Here is a 19,002-nt window from a genome sequence, read left to right as displayed (position 1 = left end):
CGGCGATCCCGGCCGCCCCGACGGGGAGGCTGGGCTTCCGGCGACATTCCGGTATAAACCGGGGCGTTCCCCCGGATGATCCGAGTCGGGCGCGGGTCTCCCCGCACCGCCGCGGAGTCGCGTTCCGGAGCCGGCTCTCCAACTTCCAAGACATTCATGCGACATGCCGTCTACGGCCTGCCGCCGACGGATCTCGCCGAGATCCCCGGCGATGCCGTGCAGGTTTCCCCTTTGATTCCCGGTGCCGCGCGGCTCGAGGACCTGTCCGAGAACAGCCTTGAGTCCGCCACCGTCTTCGCCCCGCCGGGTACGGTGGAGCGGCGCTACGTGCTCGCCCAGATCCTACGGGCGTTGGGCCCCGGTGGCCGGATGATCGCCCTGGCGCCGAAGGACCGTGGCGGAACCCGGTTGGCGAAGGAACTCGGCGCCTTCGGCTGCGCGGCCGCCGACCAGCCGCGCCGCCATCACCGGATCTGCCGGGCGGCGCGGCCGCCGGAGCCGGCGGGAATCGACGAGGCCATCGACGCGGGTGGGCCGCGTCACGTCGACAACCTCGCCCTGTGCACGCAGCCCGGCATCTTCTCCTGGGATCGGCTCGATCCCGGCACGGCCCTGCTCATGGCGAACCTGCCGGCGTTGAAGGGGCGCGGCGCCGATCTCGGCTGCGGCCTCGGGATCCTGGCCCGGGCGGTTCTCGCCTCGGAGGCCGTGACCGCGATGACTCTGGTGGAGATCGACCGGCGTGCCGTCGAGATGGCCCGCCGCAACGTCCCCGATCCGCGGGCCACGATTATCTGGGCCGATATCCGGACGCCCGGGCAGGTGCCGGCCGACCTCGATTTCATCGTCACGAATCCACCTTTCCACGAGGGCGGATCGGAGGATCAGGCGCTCGGCCGGGCCTTCATCGCCCGCGCCGCCGAGTCGCTGCGGCCGGGCGGCACGCTCTGGCTCGTGGCCAACGCGCATCTGCCCTACGAGCCGCCCCTGCGCGCGGCGTTCCGGGCCGTCTCCGTGACGGTCCAGGAGAACGGCTATCGGGTCTACGAGGCGCGCCGGTGAGCGCGAAGGCCGTGCGGCTCGACAAGCTCCTCGCCAATCTCGGCTACGGCTCGCGCCGGGAGATCCAGGGGCTCGCCCGGGCCGGGGCGATCCGCCTCGACGGCGCAGAACTCGACGATGCCGGCGCGCGGATCGCCCTCGATCCGGATCTCCCCGGGCGCCTGACGATCGACGGTGCGCCGCTGGATCCGCTGCCGGGCCTCTGCCTGATGCTGTACAAGCCCCTCGGGGTGACCTGCTCGCACAAGGAGGCCGGACCGCTGGTCTACGGACTTATGCCGGAGCGCTGGCGCCGGCGCGACCCGCCGCTCTCCACCGTGGGCCGGCTCGACAAGGAGACCTCGGGCCTGCTGCTGCTGACCGACGACGGGGCGCTGCTGCACCGGATCATCAGCCCGAAGGCCCAGGTGGCCAAGCGCTACCGCGTCACCCTGGACCGGCCGCTGACCGGCCGCGAGGCGTCGGTCTTCGCGTCGGGCACGCTGATGCTGGAGGGCGAGGAGCGGCCGCTGCTGCCGGTGGACCTCGTAACCGAGGATGCCACCCATTGCGCGGTGACGCTGACCGAGGGGCGCTACCATCAGGTCCGCCGGATGTTCGCCGCCGTGGGCAACCACGTCACGGCTTTGCACCGGGACCGGGTCGGCGGGCTGGATCTACCGGCGGATCTGGCGGCCGGGGCTTATCGCGTCATGACGGCTGAAGAACTGGCGGCGGTGTTCGCCGATGGGTGATCCGGGCTACGGGCATTTCAGTGAAGGGTCCGAGCGAGGGCGACGACCGCGCCGATGATCGCGAGCGACTGGAAGCCGATCAGGCCCGCGATTCAGCGCACAATCCCGGACCGCGTATCCGCCAACTCGGCACGCAGATCCGCCTTCGTGACGAGATCGCCCTGCAGCGCTTCCGCCCTGGCATCGGCCAAGCCCTCCGCCTGTTCGGGTGAGAGCTTCGCCTTCTCCCGGAGGGTTCGAGCGAATTTGAGGGTGTCGGACGCAACCGCCGCCATGGCCTGATTATCAGGAGCCTAGCCTGCGTGTTGCAAGCCATTTGAGCACAGGCTGTGATTGAGGTTTGGTGCCGCCTGCGCGGTATCCTTCGACTGCCCTTCTCCGCGGAGCCTTGCCTTCGACCCGGCCCTCTGCTAAGCGCCCGCCCATCCCACACGCGGAGCCGGCCTCATGCCTGAATGAGGCGTTTCCGGTGGTCGCCCGAATGCGTCGGGCGGCTGCATCCCTCCGCGGCGGATCCAACCGGAGAGCACACAAGAATGGCCGTCGATTTCTCTATGCGTCAGCTCCTCGAGGCGGGCGCCCATTTCGGTCACCAGGCCCATCGCTGGAACCCGAAGATGCAGCCGTACATCTTCGGCACCCGCAACAACATCCACATCATCGACCTCGCCCAGACCGTGCCGGCGATGCATCAGGCGCTGCAGGCGGTGAGCGACACCGTCGCCAAGGGCGGCCGCGTGCTGTTCGTCGGCACCAAGCGCCAGGCGGCCGACACGATCGCCGAGGCGGCCAAGCGTTCGGCCCAGTACTACGTGAACTCCCGCTGGCTGGGCGGCATGCTCACCAACTGGAAGACGATCTCGGGTTCGATCTCGCGCCTGCGCAAGGTCACCGAGACGCTCGAGACCGGCGGCCCGGGCCTGACCAAGAAGGAGCGCCTGATGCTCTCCCGTGAGAAGGAGAAGCTCGAGAAGGCGCTCGGCGGCATCAAGGACATGGGCGGCGTTCCCGACCTGCTGTTCGTGATCGACACCAACAAGGAGCAGCTGGCGATCAAGGAGGCGAACCGCCTCGGCATCCCGGTGGCCGCCATCGTCGACACCAACTGCAACCCGGACGGCATCAGCTACATCGTTCCGGCCAACGACGACGCGGGCCGTGCCATCGCGCTCTACTGCGACCTGATCGCCAAGGCTGCCATCGACGGCATCTCGCGCGCCCAGGGCTCGTCCGGCATGGACCTCGGTGCCTCCGAGGAGCCGATGGCCGAGGAGCTGCCGGCGAACGACGACGCGGCCGTCTCGGTCGAGTCCGACGCCCTCGACCCGGCCGACGTGGCGATGCTCGCCGAGTCGACCGAGCATTTCGAGCTGCTCGCCGCCCCGCGCGGCGCGCCGGACGACCTGACCAAGCTGAACGGCGCCGGTCCGCAGATCGTGCAGAAGCTCAACGACGCCGGCATCTACCACTACTGGCAGATCGCCGCGATGACCCCCGAGGACGTCACGAAGGTCGACACCGACCTGAAGCTCAACGGCCGCATCGACCGCGATTCGTGGGTCTCGCAGGCCCGCGGCTTCGTCGAGGCCGCCGCCGCGGCCTGAACCATCCGGACGTCGCGGCGGCACCGTCATCGGGCCGTCGCGGTTCCCCGCATACCGGGCCCGGCCGCTCACCCGCGCGCCGGGCCTCTCTCATCCAGACCACACGAAAGGGACCGCCATGGCCAACATCACCGCCGCGATGGTGAAGGAGCTCCGGGAGACGACCGGCGCCGGCATGATGGATTGCAAGGGTGCGCTCAACGAGACGGGTGGCGACATCGAGGCCGCGGTCGATTGGCTGCGCAAGAAGGGTCTCGCGAAGGCCGCCAAGAAGGCCGGCCGCGTCGCCGCCGAGGGTCTGGTCGCCGTCGAGTCCGCCGGTCACCACGCCGCGGTGGTCGAGGTGAACTCCGAGACCGACTTCGTCGCCCGCAACGACGCCTTCCAGGCCTTCGCCCGCGAAGCCGCCAAGATCGCGCTGAACACCGACGGCACGCTGGAGGGTCTCCAGAACGCCCATTTCCCGGGCGCCACCGAGACCGTCTCCGAGAAGCTGCAGGCCCTGATCGCCACGATCGGCGAGAACATGAACCTGCGCCGCGTCGCCAAGCTCGAGGTCAAGAATGGCGTCATCGCCTCCTACGTGCACAACCAGATCTCCGAGGGCCTCGGCAAGATCGGCGTGCTCGTGGCGCTCGAGTCCGAGGGGGACGTCGAGGCGCTCTCGACGCTCGGCCGCCAGATCGCCATGCACGTCGCGGCGACCAACCCGGTGGCGCTCGACGCCTCGGGCGTCGATGCCGCCACGGTGGAGCGCGAGTCCAACATCCTGCGCGAGAAGAATGCCGGCAAGCCGGACCACGTGATGGCCAAGATCATCGAGAGCGGCCTGAAGAGCTACTACAAGGAGGTCACCCTCCTCGAGCAGCCCTTCGTGCATGACGGCTCGAAGACGGTGAGCCAGGTCCTCAAGGAGGCCGGCTCCAAGGTCGGCGGTCCGGTGACCCTGACGGCCTTCGTGCGCTACGCGCTGGGCGAGGGCATCGAGAAGGAAGACGGGCCGGACTTCGCCACCGAGGTGGCGCAGCAGGCCGGCCGCGCCTAACGCGACCTGTCGCGATCCAATCGACAAAGACGTTGACCCCGTCCGGCGTGAGCCAGGCGGGGTTTTTTATCTGGCGTCAGACCGTCGGCGCGGCGCGCAGCGGACGACAGTCGACCCTTGGCCGCCACGTCAGGGGTTTCGTCTTATGGGCAATCTGCGTATAGGATAGGCGGCGGGTGGCTTGCGCAGTCACGATCGTTGTCGATTCACGCCAACAGCGACGATCCGGTCTTCACGGTCGAGGTGCGGACGCCCTGGGGCTCGCTCGACGTGATGGCCGAGGTGACGCTCTCGGATCGCTCGCTCAGGCTGATGGGCCTGCATCTCGGCGGCGATCCCATGACGTCATGGGGGGCGGCTCTCCTCCGGGATATAGCCCAGGGAGTCATGGAGGCGCTGGATGTCGACGAGATCCACGTTGTTGGCGGCGTTCGGACCACGGGTGCAAATTCGGGACGCGATCCCCGTCCGCGACGGCTCCGCAGAGCGGGTCAGCCTCAGGCGACTGGCGGGGGCGGACCTCGACACGGTGGCGGCAGCCCGGGCCCTCGTGCGTAGACATCTACCGGCGAAGGCTGCCCACGCCGTCATGACGGAGCTTTTCGATACCGGGGAAGCCTACATCGAAGTCCCCAAGGTCGAGAGCCTCGACCGGCTGATCGCCGAACTGAGCGAACTGGGCATCGAGGCGCGCAAGCATGGGCCGGACGCAATCTCGGTCCGGAGTGTGCGCGAGGCTCTGCAGCTTTCGCAGGCCCAGTTCGCGTTGCGGTTCGGGTTGGAAGAGGCGACGGTCAAGAACTGGGAACAGGGCAAGTCGAAGCCGAACGCGACCGCACGGGCCTTGATCTGGACGATCCACCGTCACCCCGAAGCCGTGATGGATGCGCTCGGTACACGGGCGTCCATGATGGGCGAGACGGCAAGCTCCGCGGTTCGCCAACCCGTTCCCGCAACACAAAGCTGAAGGCCGGAATCCCGGCTCCGTCGACTGCGTTTCTCTGCCCTGTGTTGCGGCGCACACCGCATCTCGCGGATGCGCACTACCTTCCCAACATGACTTTGAAGCCCCTCTCCTACCTGATGATCGGCGCCTTCGCGTCCGGCCTTGTGATGACCGTCGTCGGCGCCGTCGGCGTCCTGACGGGCAGCTGAGATTTGGCGCCGGCGTGACGGTTCACGTCATGCCGGCGCCGCATCGACCCACGCTCCGCCGTCCCAGACCCGCACCGTGACGGTGGCGCAGCCATCCTCGACGGTGATGCGGTTGTAGGCGTTGGGCTCGTTCCCGCGCAGGCGCGTCGAGGTCGCCGAGCCGGCCTGGACGGCCAGCAGCCGACCCCGACTGCCGCGCATCACACCCCGGTCGACCGCCTCGACCGCGGGATCGTCGTCCAGGGCGAAGCGCGCGTAGTGCCGGTGCAGATGCCCGGCGAGCGTCAGGCCGACGCCGCAGCGGCGGAAGGCCGCCAGCGCAAGATCCGCACGGCCGACCAATCGGGCCTCCTCGTCCCAGGGCGGCGGCCTGAACGGATGGTGGCCCACCACGATCTTGAACAGGTGCTCCGGCATGGCCGTGAGACGCGCCTCGGTCCGGGCGATCTGGCTGCGCCGGATGAGACCGTGCGACCAGTCCGGCTCCGGCGCCCAGCGCCGGACCGTGTTCAGGCAGACGATGCCGATCTCCGCATCCGCGAAGCACGGCTCCGTCTCCGGCGCGATGGCGTGCCGATAGCGCGCGAACGGCCGCGCGAACCGCTGCACTAGATCGTAGGGCGAGATATCGTGGTTGCCGGGCACCCCGATCCAGGGCGGCGACAGGCGGTTCAGGAAGGCGCGGGCCTGCGCGAATTCCGACCGGCGCGCCGCCATGGTGAAGTCGCCCGAGGCGACGATCAGGTCCGGTGCGTCCCCATTGAGTTCGTCCACCAGCGCCTCGACGACGGCCGGATCGGTGCGGCCGAAATGGAGGTCGGAGATGTGGCTGATCCGCCTCATGTCGCCGGCGTCCCCTCGGCGAAGCGCTGGCCTGTCCCGGAGCGCGGCACGATCACCGTCAGCGCGTGCCGCCGGATGCGGTAATGCAGGGGGGTGGGGATCAGCAGCACCTCGCCGTCGTTCATCACCAGGAGCGCCCGTCGTCGCGACGCGATACTGAGATCGCCGACCGGAAGCCGCTCCACGTCGGGGAGCCGGCGCCAGTCGCCGCGGGCGAATCCGACGGCGAGGCGCAGGCTGCGCCACACCGAGAGATTGGCGAGCACGTAGAGCGTGATCTGGCCGGCATCGATCGGTGCCCGTACGAGCACGCGTCCCGGCTGCTCGACGTAGTCACCGACGACGACGGCCACCAAACGTCCCCGCAGGCGCCGCGCCTTCCCGTCGATCAGGCCCGTCACCGTGAGCCGCGGATAGCGGCCGAGATGGCGGAGCAGCCCGAGCGCCCAGCGCAGCAGGGTGCGCAGTGCCCGGCGGGTGCGATGCGCCTCCCGATGGCGGGCGACCCGGGCGGCCATGCCGAGCACCGAATTGATGACGAAGATCCGCCCATTCACGTCGCCGACATCGATCGGCCGCGGCACGCCCTGCGCGAGATTGGCGATGGCGCCGTCGAGATCGAGCGGCAGGCCGAGATCCTTGGCCAGCAGGTTCATCGTGCCGAGCGGAAGGATGCCGAGCGGTATCGCGCGTCCGGCGAGGGCGGCGGCCGCACAGGCGACCGTGCCGTCGCCCCCGGCCACTACCACCGCATCGATCCCGGGCTCGGCGACCGCCGCGGCGATCCGCGCCGGCAGGGAGGCGCCCCTGTCGGCCTCGCCGACGGCCTCGATTCCGGCTGCGACGATCCGTTCGCGGATCGCCTCCGGCGTCGTGCCGCCGACGCTGCCGGATTCGGTGTTGATCACCAGGGCGATGCGCATGGATGTCCGGGGCCGGGGGCGAAGTCCAGCTGGCTTTGCCAGGGCTCGACGTCGTTCGCGTGTCGGCCGGCGATCCCCGTCCGATCGCGGCCCGCCCCTCGACGGCGCTCACACGGTTGACGTAGAAGCCTCCCGGCTCGCACGCGGCGGGTCGGACGGGGATCCAGATGCCGGAGACGACGCCGTTTCGCCGTATCCTCGTGAAGTTGTCCGGGGAGGCGCTCGCCGCACCGGACGGCTACTGGCTGCATCCGCCGACGCTGGCGGCCCTCGCCGAGGACATCGCCCGCACCATCGAGACCGGCGCCGAAGTCGCCATCGTGGTGGGCGGCGGCAACATGATCCGCGGGGCGCGCATCTCGGCGGCCGGCTGGATCGACCGGGCCACCGGGGATTCGCTCGGCATGATGGCGACCGTCATGAACTCGCTCGCCATCGAGACGGCGCTGAACGCGGCCGGCGTCCAGGCGCGGACCATGTCGGCGGTCTCGATGCCGACCATCTGCGAGACCTACGCCCGCCAGCCGGCCTTGCACCATCTGGACAAGGGTCAGGTGGTGGTCCTCGCCGGGGGCACCGGCAACCCGTATTTCACCACCGACACCGCCGCAGTGCTGCGCGCGGCCGAGCTGCGCTGCGACGCCGTGCTGAAGGCGACGCAGGTGGACGGCGTCTACTCGGCCGATCCCAAGACGGATCCGAGCGCGACCCGCTACGACCGCATCACCCATGACGAGGCGATCGCCCGGGACCTGAAAGTCATGGACACCGCCGCCTTCGCGCTCGCCCGGGAGAGCCGCCTGTCGATCGTGGTCGGCTCGCTGCACCCGCCGAGCTCGATCGCCGCGATCCTGTCGGGCGCGGCGCCCTCGACCCTGGTCGCGCCCTGACCGAGCGGCCCGCGCGCCGCCGCAACCGTTTGCGGCCCTGAAAAAATTCGTCCATTGAGGCCGCGACTGCCCGCGCCGGGCGAGAACACCACGTCAGACGTCTCGGGACGATTCTCATGGCTACACCGGAATTCGACCTCAACGACATCAAGCGCCGGATGCAGGGCGCCGTCGCTTCGCTCTCCAAGGATCTCGGATCCCTGCGCACCGGGCGGGCCACGCCGTCGCTGCTCGACCCGATCCAGGTGGATGCCTACGGCTCGGCGATGCCGATGGCCCAGGTCGCCACCGTGAGCGTGCCGGAGCCGCGGCTCCTGTCGATCTCGGTCTGGGACCGCAGCATGGTCACCGCCGTCGAGAAGGCGATCCGCGAATCCGACCTGGGCCTGAACCCGCAGACGGAAGGCCAGACCATCCGGCTCCGCATCCCCGAGATGAACGAGCAGCGCCGCAAGGAGATGGTCAAGGTCGCCCACAAGTACACCGAGGAGGCGCGCGTCGCCGTTCGCCACGTCCGCCGGGACGGCCTCGACCATCTCAAGAAGCTCCTGAAGGACAGCGCCATCTCGGAGGACGACGAGAAGCGCCAGGCCGCCGACGTGCAGAAGGCGACCGACCAGTACATCGCCGAGATCGACGGCGTGCTGGCCTCCAAGGAGAAGGAGATCATGCAGGTTTGAGGCGAGGCACGGTCCGCACGTGACCGCCGCCGCCGCACCGGCCGCACCGTCCAAGGCTCCCCGCAAGAGCCGGCGCGAGCTGTGGCTGCGCGTCGCCTCGGGCCTCGTGCTCGGGGCCGGCGTGCTGGCCGGGCTGGTCTATGGCGGCTGGCCCTTCGCGGGCATCTGGTTGGCCGCCGGCATCATCGGCTTCGCCGAGTGGATGGTGATGAGCCGCACCGAGCCGCGCGAGGTGCTGATCGCGCTGGGCGCGGCGACCCTCGGCGCCCTGCTGCTCTGCCAGCGCGGCGGCGCGCCGACGGCCGCCTGCCTCGCCGTCCTGATCCTCGGCGCGGCCGCCTGCGCCACGGTGGCGCGGACCGGCTGGGGCCGGACGCGCGCCTTCCTGGGCGTGCTCGGCGCCGGCGCCATCGCGGCGGTGCCCGTGGCGCTGCGCGACGATCCCGCCATCGGGCTCGTCGGCCCGGCCTGGATGTTCGCGGTGGTCTGGTCCACCGACATCGCCGCCTATTTCGCCGGCCGGAAGATCGGCGGCCCGAAGCTGATGCCGCGGGTCTCGCCCAACAAGACGTGGTCCGGCGCCCTGGGCGGCCTGATCGGCGGCGTCGCGGCCGGGACCCTGGTGCCGGTCGTCGCCGATCTCGCCGGCATGACCCTGCCGAGCGCCGCCTCCCTCCCGGTGGTGGCGGGCGTGAGTGCGCTCGCCTCGGTGCTCAGCCAATCGGGCGACCTGATCGAATCCGGCCTCAAGCGCCGCTACGGCGTGAAGGACTCGGGAAAGATCATTCCGGGCCATGGCGGCGTCATGGACCGCCTCGACGGTTTCTTCGCGGTCGCCCTGTTGGCTGCCGTCTATCTGGCCCTGCGCGGGGCTGGGCTGATCACGTGACGATGAGGGAGTTGAACCCGTGACCCAGATCGTCACCGTCTTCGGCGCCACCGGCTCGATCGGCAAGTCCACGGCCGACCTGCTCGCCCAGCACGCCGACCGCTTCAGCGTCGGCGCCCTCGTGGGCGGCAAGGATCCCGTCGCGCTGGCCCGGATGGCGCGGGAGCTGAACGCATCCTTCGCGGCCCTCGCGGATGAATCCGCCGGCCCGGCGCTGGCGGAGGCCCTGTCGGGCTCCGGCATCCCCAACGGGGCCGGGGAGGGCGCCGTCATGGAGGCGGTCGCCCGGGACGCCGATATCGTCGTGGCGGCGGTGAGCGGAGCGGCGGGCCTCAAGTCTACCCACGCGGCGTTGCGCCTGGGCCGGACGGTGGCGCTCGCCAACAAGGAGAGCCTCGTCTGCGCCGGCGACGCCTTCATGCGCGACGCAGCCCGCTACGGCGCCACGATCCTGCCGATGGATTCCGAGCACGACGCCCTGAGCCAAGCGCTGGCCGGACGGCCACTCGCCGACGTGCGCACCATGATGATCACGGCCTCCGGCGGCCCGTTCCGCACCTGGACCCGCGAGCGCATCGCCGCCGCCTCCGCCACCGAGGCCGCCGCCCATCCGACGTGGTCGATGGGCATGAAGATCAACATCGATTCGGCGAGCCTGATGAACAAGGGCCTCGAACTGATCGAGGCGCACCACCTGTTCGGCATCGAGCCCGAGCGCCTGGACGTCGTGGTCCATCCGCAATCGGTGATCCACGGCATGGTCTACTGGCTCGACGGGGCCGTGACCGCCGAATTGGCGCTCCCCGACATGCGCGTGCCGATCTCGCACTGCCTCGGCCTCGGCGACCGGCTGACCATCGCGCGTGGGCGACCCCTCGACCTCGTGAAGCTCGGCTCCCTCACTTTCGAGGCCGCGGACGAGGAGCGCTTCCCGTGCCTGCGGATCGCCCGGGCTGCCCTCGCCGCGGGCGGGGCGGCGCCGACCGTGATGAATGCGGCCAACGAGATCGCGGTGGCGGCCTTCATCGCCGGCCGGATCGGCTTCTACGGGATCAGCGATCTGGTCGAGCGCGCCTGCACGCATTTCGCCGGGCAGTACCGGGCCGCGCCGGCCGATGTCGACGAGGCGCTGGCCATCGACGCCCATGTCCGGGTCTGGAGCGCCGAGGCGCTGCCGGAGCTACGCGCGGCCGGTTAGCAGCCAGCTCGGGCGACGCGTCAGCGCTCCGGCCCGTACCCGGCCAGGAAGACACGCACTGCCTCTGCGGTCTGGAACCGCATCCGGGCCTCGTCCGCCTTGCCGGCCGCGGCGAACAGCATCCGCGTCAGGAGCCCGGCCAGGCAGAGATGCAAAAAGTGCTGGGCCGCCAGGGTGGTGTCAGCGATGCGCAGCCGACCTGCCGTCACCTGCACGTCGAGATAGGCCGCGAGCCGCGCCACGCCGCGGGCCGGACCGGCGTCGTAATAGACCTGCCCGAATTGTGGGAACTTCTCGCAGACGCCGATCACCATGCGGTGCATCGAGATGTGCCGCGGCTGCGACATCTCGGCGAGGAAACTCATCCCTAGGCGCGTCAGGACGGCCGGGATATCGGTATCGTTCGGATCGAAGGTGAAGAGCGTCTCGGCGAGGCTGGCCTTCTCCTCGAGGATCAAGGCCTCGAACAGCGCCTCCTTGCTGTCGAAATACACGTAGAGCGTGCCCTTAGAGACGCCGGCCGCCCGCGCGATCTCACCCATGCTCGCGCCATCGTAGCCCGCCGAAAGGAAGACCGTCCGGGCCCCGTCCAGGATCTGTCGGCGCTTGTCGCCCTCGTGCGCGGTCACGCCCCGATCCAGCGCTGCACCCTGTGCCATCGTTCCGCCCGGCGCCCCTGGCGCCGCCCCGCTTGACCGAACCGTTCGGTCAACATACCCTGGGCCCAATTCGGAATCGCGTCAAGGCGCGCCGAGGTTTTGACCGAACGGTTCGGTCATTGCGGTTGTCGTTGGCTGTGAGGCTCTGCAATGTCCCTGCGCGAGGACGCTGATCGCCCCGATCCGGTCGTCGAACGCGGCGACGAGGAGCGGGCCGAGGGCCCGGCTCGTCCGACGGCTGCGCCGACATCAGCTGTGACTGTCAATCAAACGTCGACGCCGGATGGCGACGCGCCGGTGCGCAAGCGCCCGCTCCGCCGGGCTATCCTGCTCGCCCTCCTGGTCGTCGCCCTCGGCGGCGGCGCCTATTCCGGGTGGCAATGGTGGACGGTCGGGCGGTTCTTCGTCTCGACGGACGATGCCTACGTCCAGGCCGACATCTCGGTGCTCGCCGCCAAGGTCCCGGGCTACCTCGAGGCGGTCCCGGTAGTGAACGGCCTCTCGGTCAAGAAGGGCGACGTGATCGCCAAGCTCGACGACGGCGATTACCGCCTCGCGCTCCAGGCCGCGCAGGACAAGCTCGCCACGCAGGAAAGCACCATCGCGCGGATCGCCCGGCAGGCCGAGGCCGCGCGGGCGCAGGTCGCCCAGGCCGCCGCCCAGCTCGATGCGACCCGCGCCGACGCCGTCCGCGCCCAGGCCGATTTCGCCCGCTCGATGCAGATGCAGGCCGATTACGTCGCCAAGTCGCGTATCGACCAGACCCGCGCCGACCGCGACCGGACCGAGGCGTCGGTCAAGGCCATGGAAGCCGGCCTCGTGGCCGCCCGCGCCAATGTCGATGTCCTCACGGCGCAGAAGCGCGAGGCGGAGAGCGTCGCGGCCGAATTGCGCACCGCCGTCGACCGCGCCCGCCGGGATCTCGACTTCGCGGTGATCCGCGCGCCGTTCGACGGCGTGGTGGGCAACAAGGCCGTCGAAGCGGGGGCCTACGTGGCGCCCGGCACCCGGATCGCCGCGCTGGTGCCGCTGCAGAGCGTCCGCATCGATGCCAACTTCAAGGAGACGCAGGTTCAGCGCATGCGCCCCGGCCAGCCGGTAACCGTGACGGTCGACGCCTATCCGGATCGCGAGATCCAGGGCGTGGTGGAATCCTTCTCGCCGGCCTCCGGCTCGGTGTTCAGCCTGCTGCCGCCCGACAACGCCACCGGCAACTTCACTAAGATCGTCCAGCGCCTGCCCGTGCGGGTGCGGGTGCCGGAGGATGTTGCCCGCGAGGGTCTGCTGCGGCCGGGCCTGTCGGCGGTGGTGCGGGTCGATACCCGCGCCGGCGCGGACCGCTCGGTGCTCGACCGGGCCGCGCGCGTGCGGCCGGTCAGCACCGCGAGCCGGTAGGGCGCGCGATGGCCGCCACCGCCGCTCTGGCGCCGGGCGCCCCGGCCCGCGCCGCCGAGCCGCCGCTCGACCGTCGCCGGATGGTGGCGTTCATCTGCATGGTGTTCGGGATGTTCATGGCGATCCTGGACATCCAGATCGTCTCGGCCTCCCTCAACGAGATCCAGGCCGGCCTCTCGGCCTCGGGCGACGAGATCCCCTGGGTCCAGACCAGCTACCTGATCGCCGAGGTCATCTCGATCCCGCTGTCGGGCACCCTGTCGCGGGTGCTCTCGACACGCTGGATGTTCGCCATCTCGGCGGGGGGCTTCACGCTGATGAGCCTGATGTGCGCGACCTCCTCGTCGATCGGCGAGATGATCGTCTGGCGCGCCGCGCAGGGCTTCATCGGCGGCGGCATGATCCCGACCGTGTTCGCGGCGGCCTTCACGATCTTCCCGCCCTCGAAGCGGACCATCGTGTCGCCGATGATCGGCCTCGTGGCGACCCTCGCGCCGACGATCGGTCCGACGGTCGGCGGCTATCTCACCGACCTGATGTCGTGGCACTGGCTGTTCCTGATCAACGTGGTGCCGGGCATCTTCGTGACCGTCTCGACCTGGATCCTGGTCGATTTCGACAAGCCCAACTACAGCCTGCTCGAAGCCTTCGACTGGGCGGGCCTCGCCTTCATGGCGGGCTTCCTCGGCTGCCTCGAATACGTGCTGGAGGAGGGGCCGAACCACGATTGGCTGCAGGACGAGACGGTGTTCGCCTGCGCGGTGATCTGCGGGGTCTGGGCGCTGCTGTTCTTCTGGCGGGTGTTCACGGCCAAGCAACCGATCGTCGATCTGCGCGCCTTCTCGGACCGCAATTTCGCCAGCGGCTGCGTGGCGAGCTTCGTGCTCGGCATCGGCCTCTACGGGCTGACCTACATCTATCCGGTCTATCTCGCCCGGGTGCGCGGCTACTCGGCGCTGATGATCGGCGAGACGATGTTCGTCTCCGGCCTGTTCATGTTCATCACCGCGCCGATCGCCGGCCGCCTGTCCGGCAAGGTCGATCCGCGGATCATGATGGGGATCGGCTTCGCGGGCTTCGCCTGCGGCACCTGGATCGTCACCGGGCTCACCAAGGATTGGGACTTCTACGAGCTGCTGCTACCGCAGATCCTGCGCGGCTGCTCGCTGATGCTGTGCATGATCCCGATCAACAACATCGCGCTGGGCACCCTGCCGCCGGCCCGGATGAAGAACGCCTCCGGCCTGTTCAACCTGACCCGCAATCTCGGCGGCGCGGTGGGGCTGGCCTTGATCAACACCGTACTGAACGATCGCTGGGACCTGCACCTCGCCCGGCTGCACGAGCGCTTCAGTTGGACGAACACCGCCGCCCTGGAGCGCCTCGACACCCTCCAGCGCAGTTTCGAGTCCTTCGGCAGCGCCGCCCCCGGCATGGCGCTCAAGGCGATGACCAATACGGTGCGGATCCAGGGACTCGTCATGGCCTTCGAGGACGTGTTCCTCGCCCTGACGATCCTGTTCCTGGCCATGGCCTGCGCGGTTCCGCTGGTCCGCCGTCCGCGCGCCATGGCCGGCGGCGGCGGCCACTGACGGGGCGAGCCCTGGCCCCGTGCGACCATGCGCGATCCCGCACAGGATTGCGTTGGCGGAGCGCCCCACCGATCTGCTAGACTGTCGGGATGCGCCGATCCCGGGGGGCCGGCGCGGCGACGGCCAGGGATCGGCTTATGGACTTCCTCAACGCGATGGGCGGTACCGCGGGCGGCTTTTTCGGCGCCCTGATCCCGTTCCTGTTCGTGCTCACCGTCGTGGTGTTCGTGCACGAAATGGGCCATTTCCTGGTCGGGCGCTGGTGCGGCGTCGGCGTCCACGCCTTCTCGCTCGGCTTCGGGCCGGAACTAATCGGGTTCAACGACCGCCGCGGCACACGCTGGAAGCTCTGCGCCATCCCCCTCGGCGGTTACGTGAAGTTCCACGGCGACGTCAACGGCGCCAGCATGCCCGACCCCGAGGCCGTGGCCCGCATGACCCCGCAGGAGCGGGCGATCAGCTTCCCGACCCAGCCCGTGGCCAAGCGTGCCGCGATCGTCGCGGCCGGCCCGGTGGCGAACTTCATCCTGGCGGTGGCGCTGTTTGCGGGCGCGATCTGGCTCGGCGGGCGCTACGAGCTGCCGGCCCGCGTCTCCTCGGTGGAGCCGAACAGCGTCGCCGCCCAGGCCGGGTTCAAGCCGGGCGACGTGATCACCGCCATCGACGGCGAGAAGATCGGCGATTTCAACGCCATGTACCGCACGGTGACGGGCAGCGCCGGCACGCCGCTGACCTTCACGGTGGAGCGCGACGACCATCCGATCACCATCCAGGCGACGCCGGCCACCTTCGAGGAGAAGACCCCGTTCGGCCGCCACCGGATCGGCCGGCTGGGGATTCGCTCCCCCGCGGGGTCCGAGGCGCGCCTCGTGCGCTACGGCGCCGTCGATTCCCTGAACCTCGGCGTGAAGGAGACCTACTTCGTCGTCGAGCGCACCTTCTCGTATCTCGGCAAGCTCATGACCGGCCGGGAATCGGCAGACCAGCTCTCGGGTCCGATCGGAATCGCCCGTGTGTCCGGCGAGGTCGCCAAGACCGGCGGCGTCGGCGGCCTCGTGGGGCTGATCGCGCTCCTCTCGGTCTCGATCGGCCTGCTGAACCTGTTCCCGGTGCCGCTGCTCGATGGCGGCCACCTCCTGTTCTACGCCTTCGAGGTCGTCCGCGGCCGCCCGCTCAGCGAGCGCGCCCAGGAGATCGGCTTCCGGATCGGACTCGCCCTGGTGCTGATGCTGATGCTGTTCGCCGCCTGGAACGATATCCTCAACCTCGGCGCGTCCTGGCGGAACACCTGATCCGGAGGGGTTGCGATCCCTCCGGGAGCCGCCGGACATCCTCCCCGATCTCCACCGGAAAGGATGCCCGATTCCCGCCGCGATCCGGCCCCGAAGCCGCCCGATCCTGGCCTCGCCGATCGGCGAAAACAGGGTTAACGACGTGTTGAAAGCCGCGCCGACGCTCTGAAAAAGATGCGTCGGCGCAGGCGTTTACGGGTTGTTCACCACATTCGACGGTTTGCCCCCGGGGTGGCCGTACCGTTAAGTGGCGCGAAGGCCACGACCCCCCAAAATCCCCTGACGATGGCCACCCGCGCGTTTGCTTGGCAGGGGAATCCCGCTAAGAGCTACGCTTGGACCGAAGCCACGCTTGGACCAGGTGACGGGACGGCCGATCAACGGTCGCCTGTGACGGGCTAACCCCCGCGACCAGAACAGAAACGGGCGATTGCATGATGTCGTTGACGGGGAAGCCCCGACGTAAGTCGGTGCGGAGAACCATCGTCCTAGTCACTGCGGGTCTGAGCGTCGTCCTGAGCGGGGCCGCTCAGGCACAGCAGATCGTCGTCCAGGGCAACCAGCGCGTCGATGCCGACACGGTCCGGTCCTACGTGACCGGGACGGCGTCCGGCTCCGCCGAGGAGGCGCGCCGCAACCTGCTGGCGAGCGGCATGTTCTCGGACGTGAAGGTCACCCAAGCCGGCGGGCGCACGGTGGTCACCGTCCGCGAGAACAACCTGATCAACCGCGTCGTCTTCGAGGGCAACAAGAAGGTTGAGAAGGCGACCCTCGAGGGGATCGTCGAGGCCAAGGCCCGGGGCCCGTACAGCGAGGCGATCATCAACGCCGACCTCGCCCGCATCCGCGACGTCTACAAGCGGTTCGGCCGCGGCACCGCCAAGGTGACCTACCGCACGGTCGATCTGCCGAATGGCCGGGTCGACGTGATCTATCAGATCGACGAGGGCGACAAGACCGGCATCCTCTCGATCAACTTCGTCGGCAACAACGCCTATTCGGAGCGGACCCTGAAGGGGCTGATGAGCTCCTCGGAGATGAACTTCCTGTCGTTCATCAAGACCTCCGACGTCTACGATCCCGATCGCATCACCAACGACCTCGATCAGGTCCGCCGCTACTACCTGAAGAACGGCTACGCCGACTTCCAGGTGGTCAGCGCCGACGCGCGCTACGTCGAGGGCGAGAAGTCGGGCTACGTCATCACCGTTACGGTGAACGAGGGCGAGCAGTACAAGGTCGGCGCGGTGCAGGTGGATTCGCGCCTGCCGGGCCTCAACACCGCCGAGCTGACCGACGGCGTCGCCACGGCCGTGGGCGATGTCTACAACGCCGACGATGTCGAGAAGACGTTGAACAACGTCACCCGCGAGGTGAACCGCGCGGGCTATCCCTTCGCGCAGGTCCGCCCGACCGGCCAGCGCGACCCGGCGAGCCATCAGGTTTCCCTGGGCTTCGTGGTCGAGGACGGCCCGCACGTCTACGTCGAGCGCATCAACATCCGCGGCAACACCCGCACCCGCGACTACGTCATCCGCCGCGAGCTCGATATTGCCGAGGGCGATGCCTACAACCGTGTGCTGACCGACCGCGCCGAGCGGCGTCTGAACGGCCTGGGCTTCTTCAAGAAGGTCCGCTTCTCCAACGAGCCGGGCTCGGCCCCGGATCGCGTGGTCATCAACATCGACGTTGAGGATCAGCCCACGGGTTCGTTCTCGGTGGCGGGCGGCTACTCCACCCAGGACGGCATCATCGGCGAGGTCTCGGTTTCCGAGTCGAACTTCCTCGGCCGCGGCCAGTACGTCCGCTTGGCCGGTACGGGTGGCCAGTACTCGCGCGGCGTCGACTTCTCGTTCACCGAGCCGTACTTCCTCGGCTATCGCCTCGCCGCGGGCTTCGACGCCTTCTACAAGTACTCCGACCTGACCCGGTACTCGCGCTACGAGACCACGGTCTACGGTGGCCAGCTGCGCCTCGGCCTGCCGATCACCGAGGAGTTCGGCATCACCCTGCGCTACTCGCTGTACAACACCGAGTTGAAGGTCCCGAACACCCTCAAGCGGCCGTACAACGACTGCTCGGTGCCGATCCCGGGATACACCGCGACTTACGGGCCGGGCACGATCGATCCGAATACCGGCCGGAGCATCGCCGGTCAGGCGGTCTATCCGAACTGCGCATATGACGGCGAGGCCTCCATCGCCATCAAGGGCTCGCAGGGCAACACGCTGACCTCGCTGGCCGGCCTGACGCTCGCCTACTCGACCCTGGACGTGATCGGCGCGCCGCATAACGGCTTCTACGCCGAGCTGAAGCCCGATGTGGCGGGCCTGGGCGGCGACTCGAAGTTCTTCCGCGTCACCGCCGATGCGCGCTACTACAAGGAGCTGTTCGAGGACGTGGTCGGCTTCGTCCGGTTCCAGGGCGGCCACATCCAGTCGATCAACAACCAGCCCCTGCGGGTGACCGACGAGTTCTTCCTCGGCCCGTCGCTGGTGCGCGGCTTCGCGCCGAACGGCATCGGTCCGCGCGACGTCGGCATCGCCGATGCCCGCTCGAACGCGATCGGCGGCTCGACCTATATCGGCGGCACCCTCGAAGTGCAGTTCCCGCTGCCCCTCGTCCCGCGCGATCTCGGCCTGAAGGGCGCGCTCTTCGCCGATGCCGGTACGCTGTTCGGCTACAACAGCCGGCGCTCGTTCGACGTGAACGGCGACAGCTTCATCAACGGAACCGATCCGGCCACCGGTCGCTGCAACTTCAACGCCTACAAGATCGGCGTCGAGCCGGAATGCGTGAACGTCCGCGACAGTGCCACGATCCGCTCCTCGGTCGGCGCCTCCATCCTGTGGAACTCGCCGCTCGGCCCGATCCGGTTCGACTACGCCTACGCACTGACCAAGGATGAGGGCATCCCGGTCTACGTGCCGATCCTCGGCAAGGTCGGCCATGTCGGCAAGGACCAGACCCAGGCGTTCCGCTTCTCCGGCGGCTCGCGGTTCTGATCGAAATCCCGGCGCGCCGGTCGGATTATCCGGCCG

The 19,002-nt window shown here is 69.2% G+C and carries 17 protein-coding genes; 13 read left to right on the top strand and 4 right to left on the bottom strand.

The window, feature by feature from the left end; translation table 11 throughout:
* Positions 1-156 precede the first annotated feature (156 nt).
* Together AAHG09_RS02630 and AAHG09_RS02625 are read left to right on the top strand one after the other, a co-directional pair.
* Complete coding sequence (locus tag AAHG09_RS02630; RefSeq protein ID WP_342105200.1) at positions 157-1,062, top strand: class I SAM-dependent methyltransferase; 906 nt, start codon at positions 157-159, stop codon at positions 1,060-1,062.
* Complete coding sequence (locus tag AAHG09_RS02625; RefSeq protein ID WP_342105199.1) at positions 1,059-1,796, top strand: pseudouridine synthase; 738 nt, start codon at positions 1,059-1,061, stop codon at positions 1,794-1,796. The genes AAHG09_RS02630 and AAHG09_RS02625 overlap by 4 nt, the downstream gene beginning before the upstream one ends.
* Before the next feature lie 92 nt (positions 1,797-1,888).
* Here AAHG09_RS02625 and AAHG09_RS02620 read toward each other — a convergent pair whose 3' ends face one another.
* The gene (locus tag AAHG09_RS02620) at positions 1,889-2,071 is read right to left on the bottom strand and encodes a hypothetical protein (RefSeq protein ID WP_342105198.1); all 183 of its coding nucleotides are present in this window, start codon (positions 2,069-2,071) and stop codon (positions 1,889-1,891) included.
* A gap of 261 nt (positions 2,072-2,332) precedes the next feature.
* Between AAHG09_RS02620 and AAHG09_RS02615 the strand changes: the two genes are divergently transcribed.
* The 3 genes from AAHG09_RS02615 to AAHG09_RS02605 all read left to right on the top strand — a co-directional run bounded on the left by AAHG09_RS02615 (position 2,333) and on the right by AAHG09_RS02605 (position 5,412).
* Positions 2,333-3,400: a 30S ribosomal protein S2 gene (locus AAHG09_RS02615; RefSeq protein ID WP_342105197.1), complete on the top strand. Its 1,068-nt coding sequence runs from the start codon at positions 2,333-2,335 to the stop codon at positions 3,398-3,400.
* A gap of 118 nt (positions 3,401-3,518) precedes the next feature.
* The gene (tsf, locus tag AAHG09_RS02610) at positions 3,519-4,445 is read left to right on the top strand and encodes a translation elongation factor Ts (RefSeq protein ID WP_342105196.1); all 927 of its coding nucleotides are present in this window, start codon (positions 3,519-3,521) and stop codon (positions 4,443-4,445) included.
* Between the two features lie 400 nt (positions 4,446-4,845).
* Positions 4,846-5,412, top strand: a complete 567-nt coding sequence (locus AAHG09_RS02605) for a helix-turn-helix domain-containing protein (RefSeq protein WP_342105195.1) — start codon at positions 4,846-4,848, stop codon at positions 5,410-5,412.
* 215 nt (positions 5,413-5,627) lie between these two features.
* Here the strand turns inward: AAHG09_RS02605 and AAHG09_RS02600 are convergent, their stop codons facing one another.
* Both AAHG09_RS02600 and AAHG09_RS02595 read right to left on the bottom strand, forming a co-directional pair.
* Positions 5,628-6,443 carry a metallophosphoesterase family protein gene (locus AAHG09_RS02600; protein WP_342105193.1) on the bottom strand — a complete coding sequence of 272 codons (816 nt, stop codon included), beginning with the start codon at positions 6,441-6,443 and terminating at the stop codon, positions 5,628-5,630.
* Positions 6,440-7,366, bottom strand: a complete 927-nt coding sequence (locus AAHG09_RS02595; RefSeq protein ID WP_342105192.1) for a diacylglycerol/lipid kinase family protein — start codon at positions 7,364-7,366, stop codon at positions 6,440-6,442. The genes AAHG09_RS02600 and AAHG09_RS02595 overlap by 4 nt, the downstream gene beginning before the upstream one ends.
* Before the next feature lie 167 nt (positions 7,367-7,533).
* Between AAHG09_RS02595 and pyrH the strand changes: the two genes are divergently transcribed.
* The 4 genes from pyrH (at position 7,534) to dxr (ending at position 11,023) form a co-directional block, all read left to right on the top strand.
* Positions 7,534-8,256, top strand: a complete 723-nt coding sequence (gene pyrH, locus AAHG09_RS02590) for a UMP kinase (RefSeq protein WP_342105190.1) — start codon at positions 7,534-7,536, stop codon at positions 8,254-8,256.
* A gap of 116 nt (positions 8,257-8,372) precedes the next feature.
* A complete protein-coding gene (gene frr, locus AAHG09_RS02585) occupies positions 8,373-8,936 on the top strand; it encodes a ribosome recycling factor (RefSeq protein ID WP_091712647.1) in 564 nt (187 codons plus the stop codon).
* 19 nt (positions 8,937-8,955) lie between these two features.
* Positions 8,956-9,825 (top strand): phosphatidate cytidylyltransferase, encoded by an 870-nt coding sequence (locus AAHG09_RS02580; RefSeq protein WP_342105187.1) that lies wholly within the window; start codon positions 8,956-8,958, stop codon positions 9,823-9,825.
* Between the two features lie 19 nt (positions 9,826-9,844).
* Positions 9,845-11,023: a 1-deoxy-D-xylulose-5-phosphate reductoisomerase gene (gene dxr, locus AAHG09_RS02575; protein ID WP_342105186.1), complete on the top strand. Its 1,179-nt coding sequence runs from the start codon at positions 9,845-9,847 to the stop codon at positions 11,021-11,023.
* Between the two features lie 20 nt (positions 11,024-11,043).
* Here dxr and AAHG09_RS02570 read toward each other — a convergent pair whose 3' ends face one another.
* Positions 11,044-11,682 (bottom strand): TetR/AcrR family transcriptional regulator, encoded by a 639-nt coding sequence (locus tag AAHG09_RS02570; protein ID WP_342105185.1) that lies wholly within the window; start codon positions 11,680-11,682, stop codon positions 11,044-11,046.
* A 150-nt stretch (positions 11,683-11,832) separates the two neighbouring features.
* Between AAHG09_RS02570 and AAHG09_RS02565 the strand changes: the two genes are divergently transcribed.
* The 4 genes from AAHG09_RS02565 to bamA all read left to right on the top strand — a co-directional run bounded on the left by AAHG09_RS02565 (position 11,833) and on the right by bamA (position 18,966).
* The gene (locus AAHG09_RS02565) at positions 11,833-13,077 is read left to right on the top strand and encodes an HlyD family secretion protein (protein WP_342105184.1); all 1,245 of its coding nucleotides are present in this window, start codon (positions 11,833-11,835) and stop codon (positions 13,075-13,077) included.
* 8 nt (positions 13,078-13,085) lie between these two features.
* Positions 13,086-14,669: a DHA2 family efflux MFS transporter permease subunit gene (locus AAHG09_RS02560; protein WP_342105182.1), complete on the top strand. Its 1,584-nt coding sequence runs from the start codon at positions 13,086-13,088 to the stop codon at positions 14,667-14,669.
* A gap of 137 nt (positions 14,670-14,806) precedes the next feature.
* Complete coding sequence (locus tag AAHG09_RS02555; protein ID WP_342105180.1) at positions 14,807-15,961, top strand: M50 family metallopeptidase; 1,155 nt, start codon at positions 14,807-14,809, stop codon at positions 15,959-15,961.
* A 434-nt stretch (positions 15,962-16,395) separates the two neighbouring features.
* Positions 16,396-18,966: an outer membrane protein assembly factor BamA gene (gene bamA, locus AAHG09_RS02550; RefSeq protein ID WP_342105179.1), complete on the top strand. Its 2,571-nt coding sequence runs from the start codon at positions 16,396-16,398 to the stop codon at positions 18,964-18,966.
* Positions 18,967-19,002: the final 36 nt, after the last annotated feature.

This window comes from Methylobacterium guangdongense, from assembly GCF_038442355.1.
GTDB lineage: Bacteria > Pseudomonadota > Alphaproteobacteria > Rhizobiales > Beijerinckiaceae > Methylobacterium > Methylobacterium guangdongense.
Note: the sequence above shows the minus strand (reverse complement) of the source record. Positions and strands in the feature narration are given on the sequence as shown.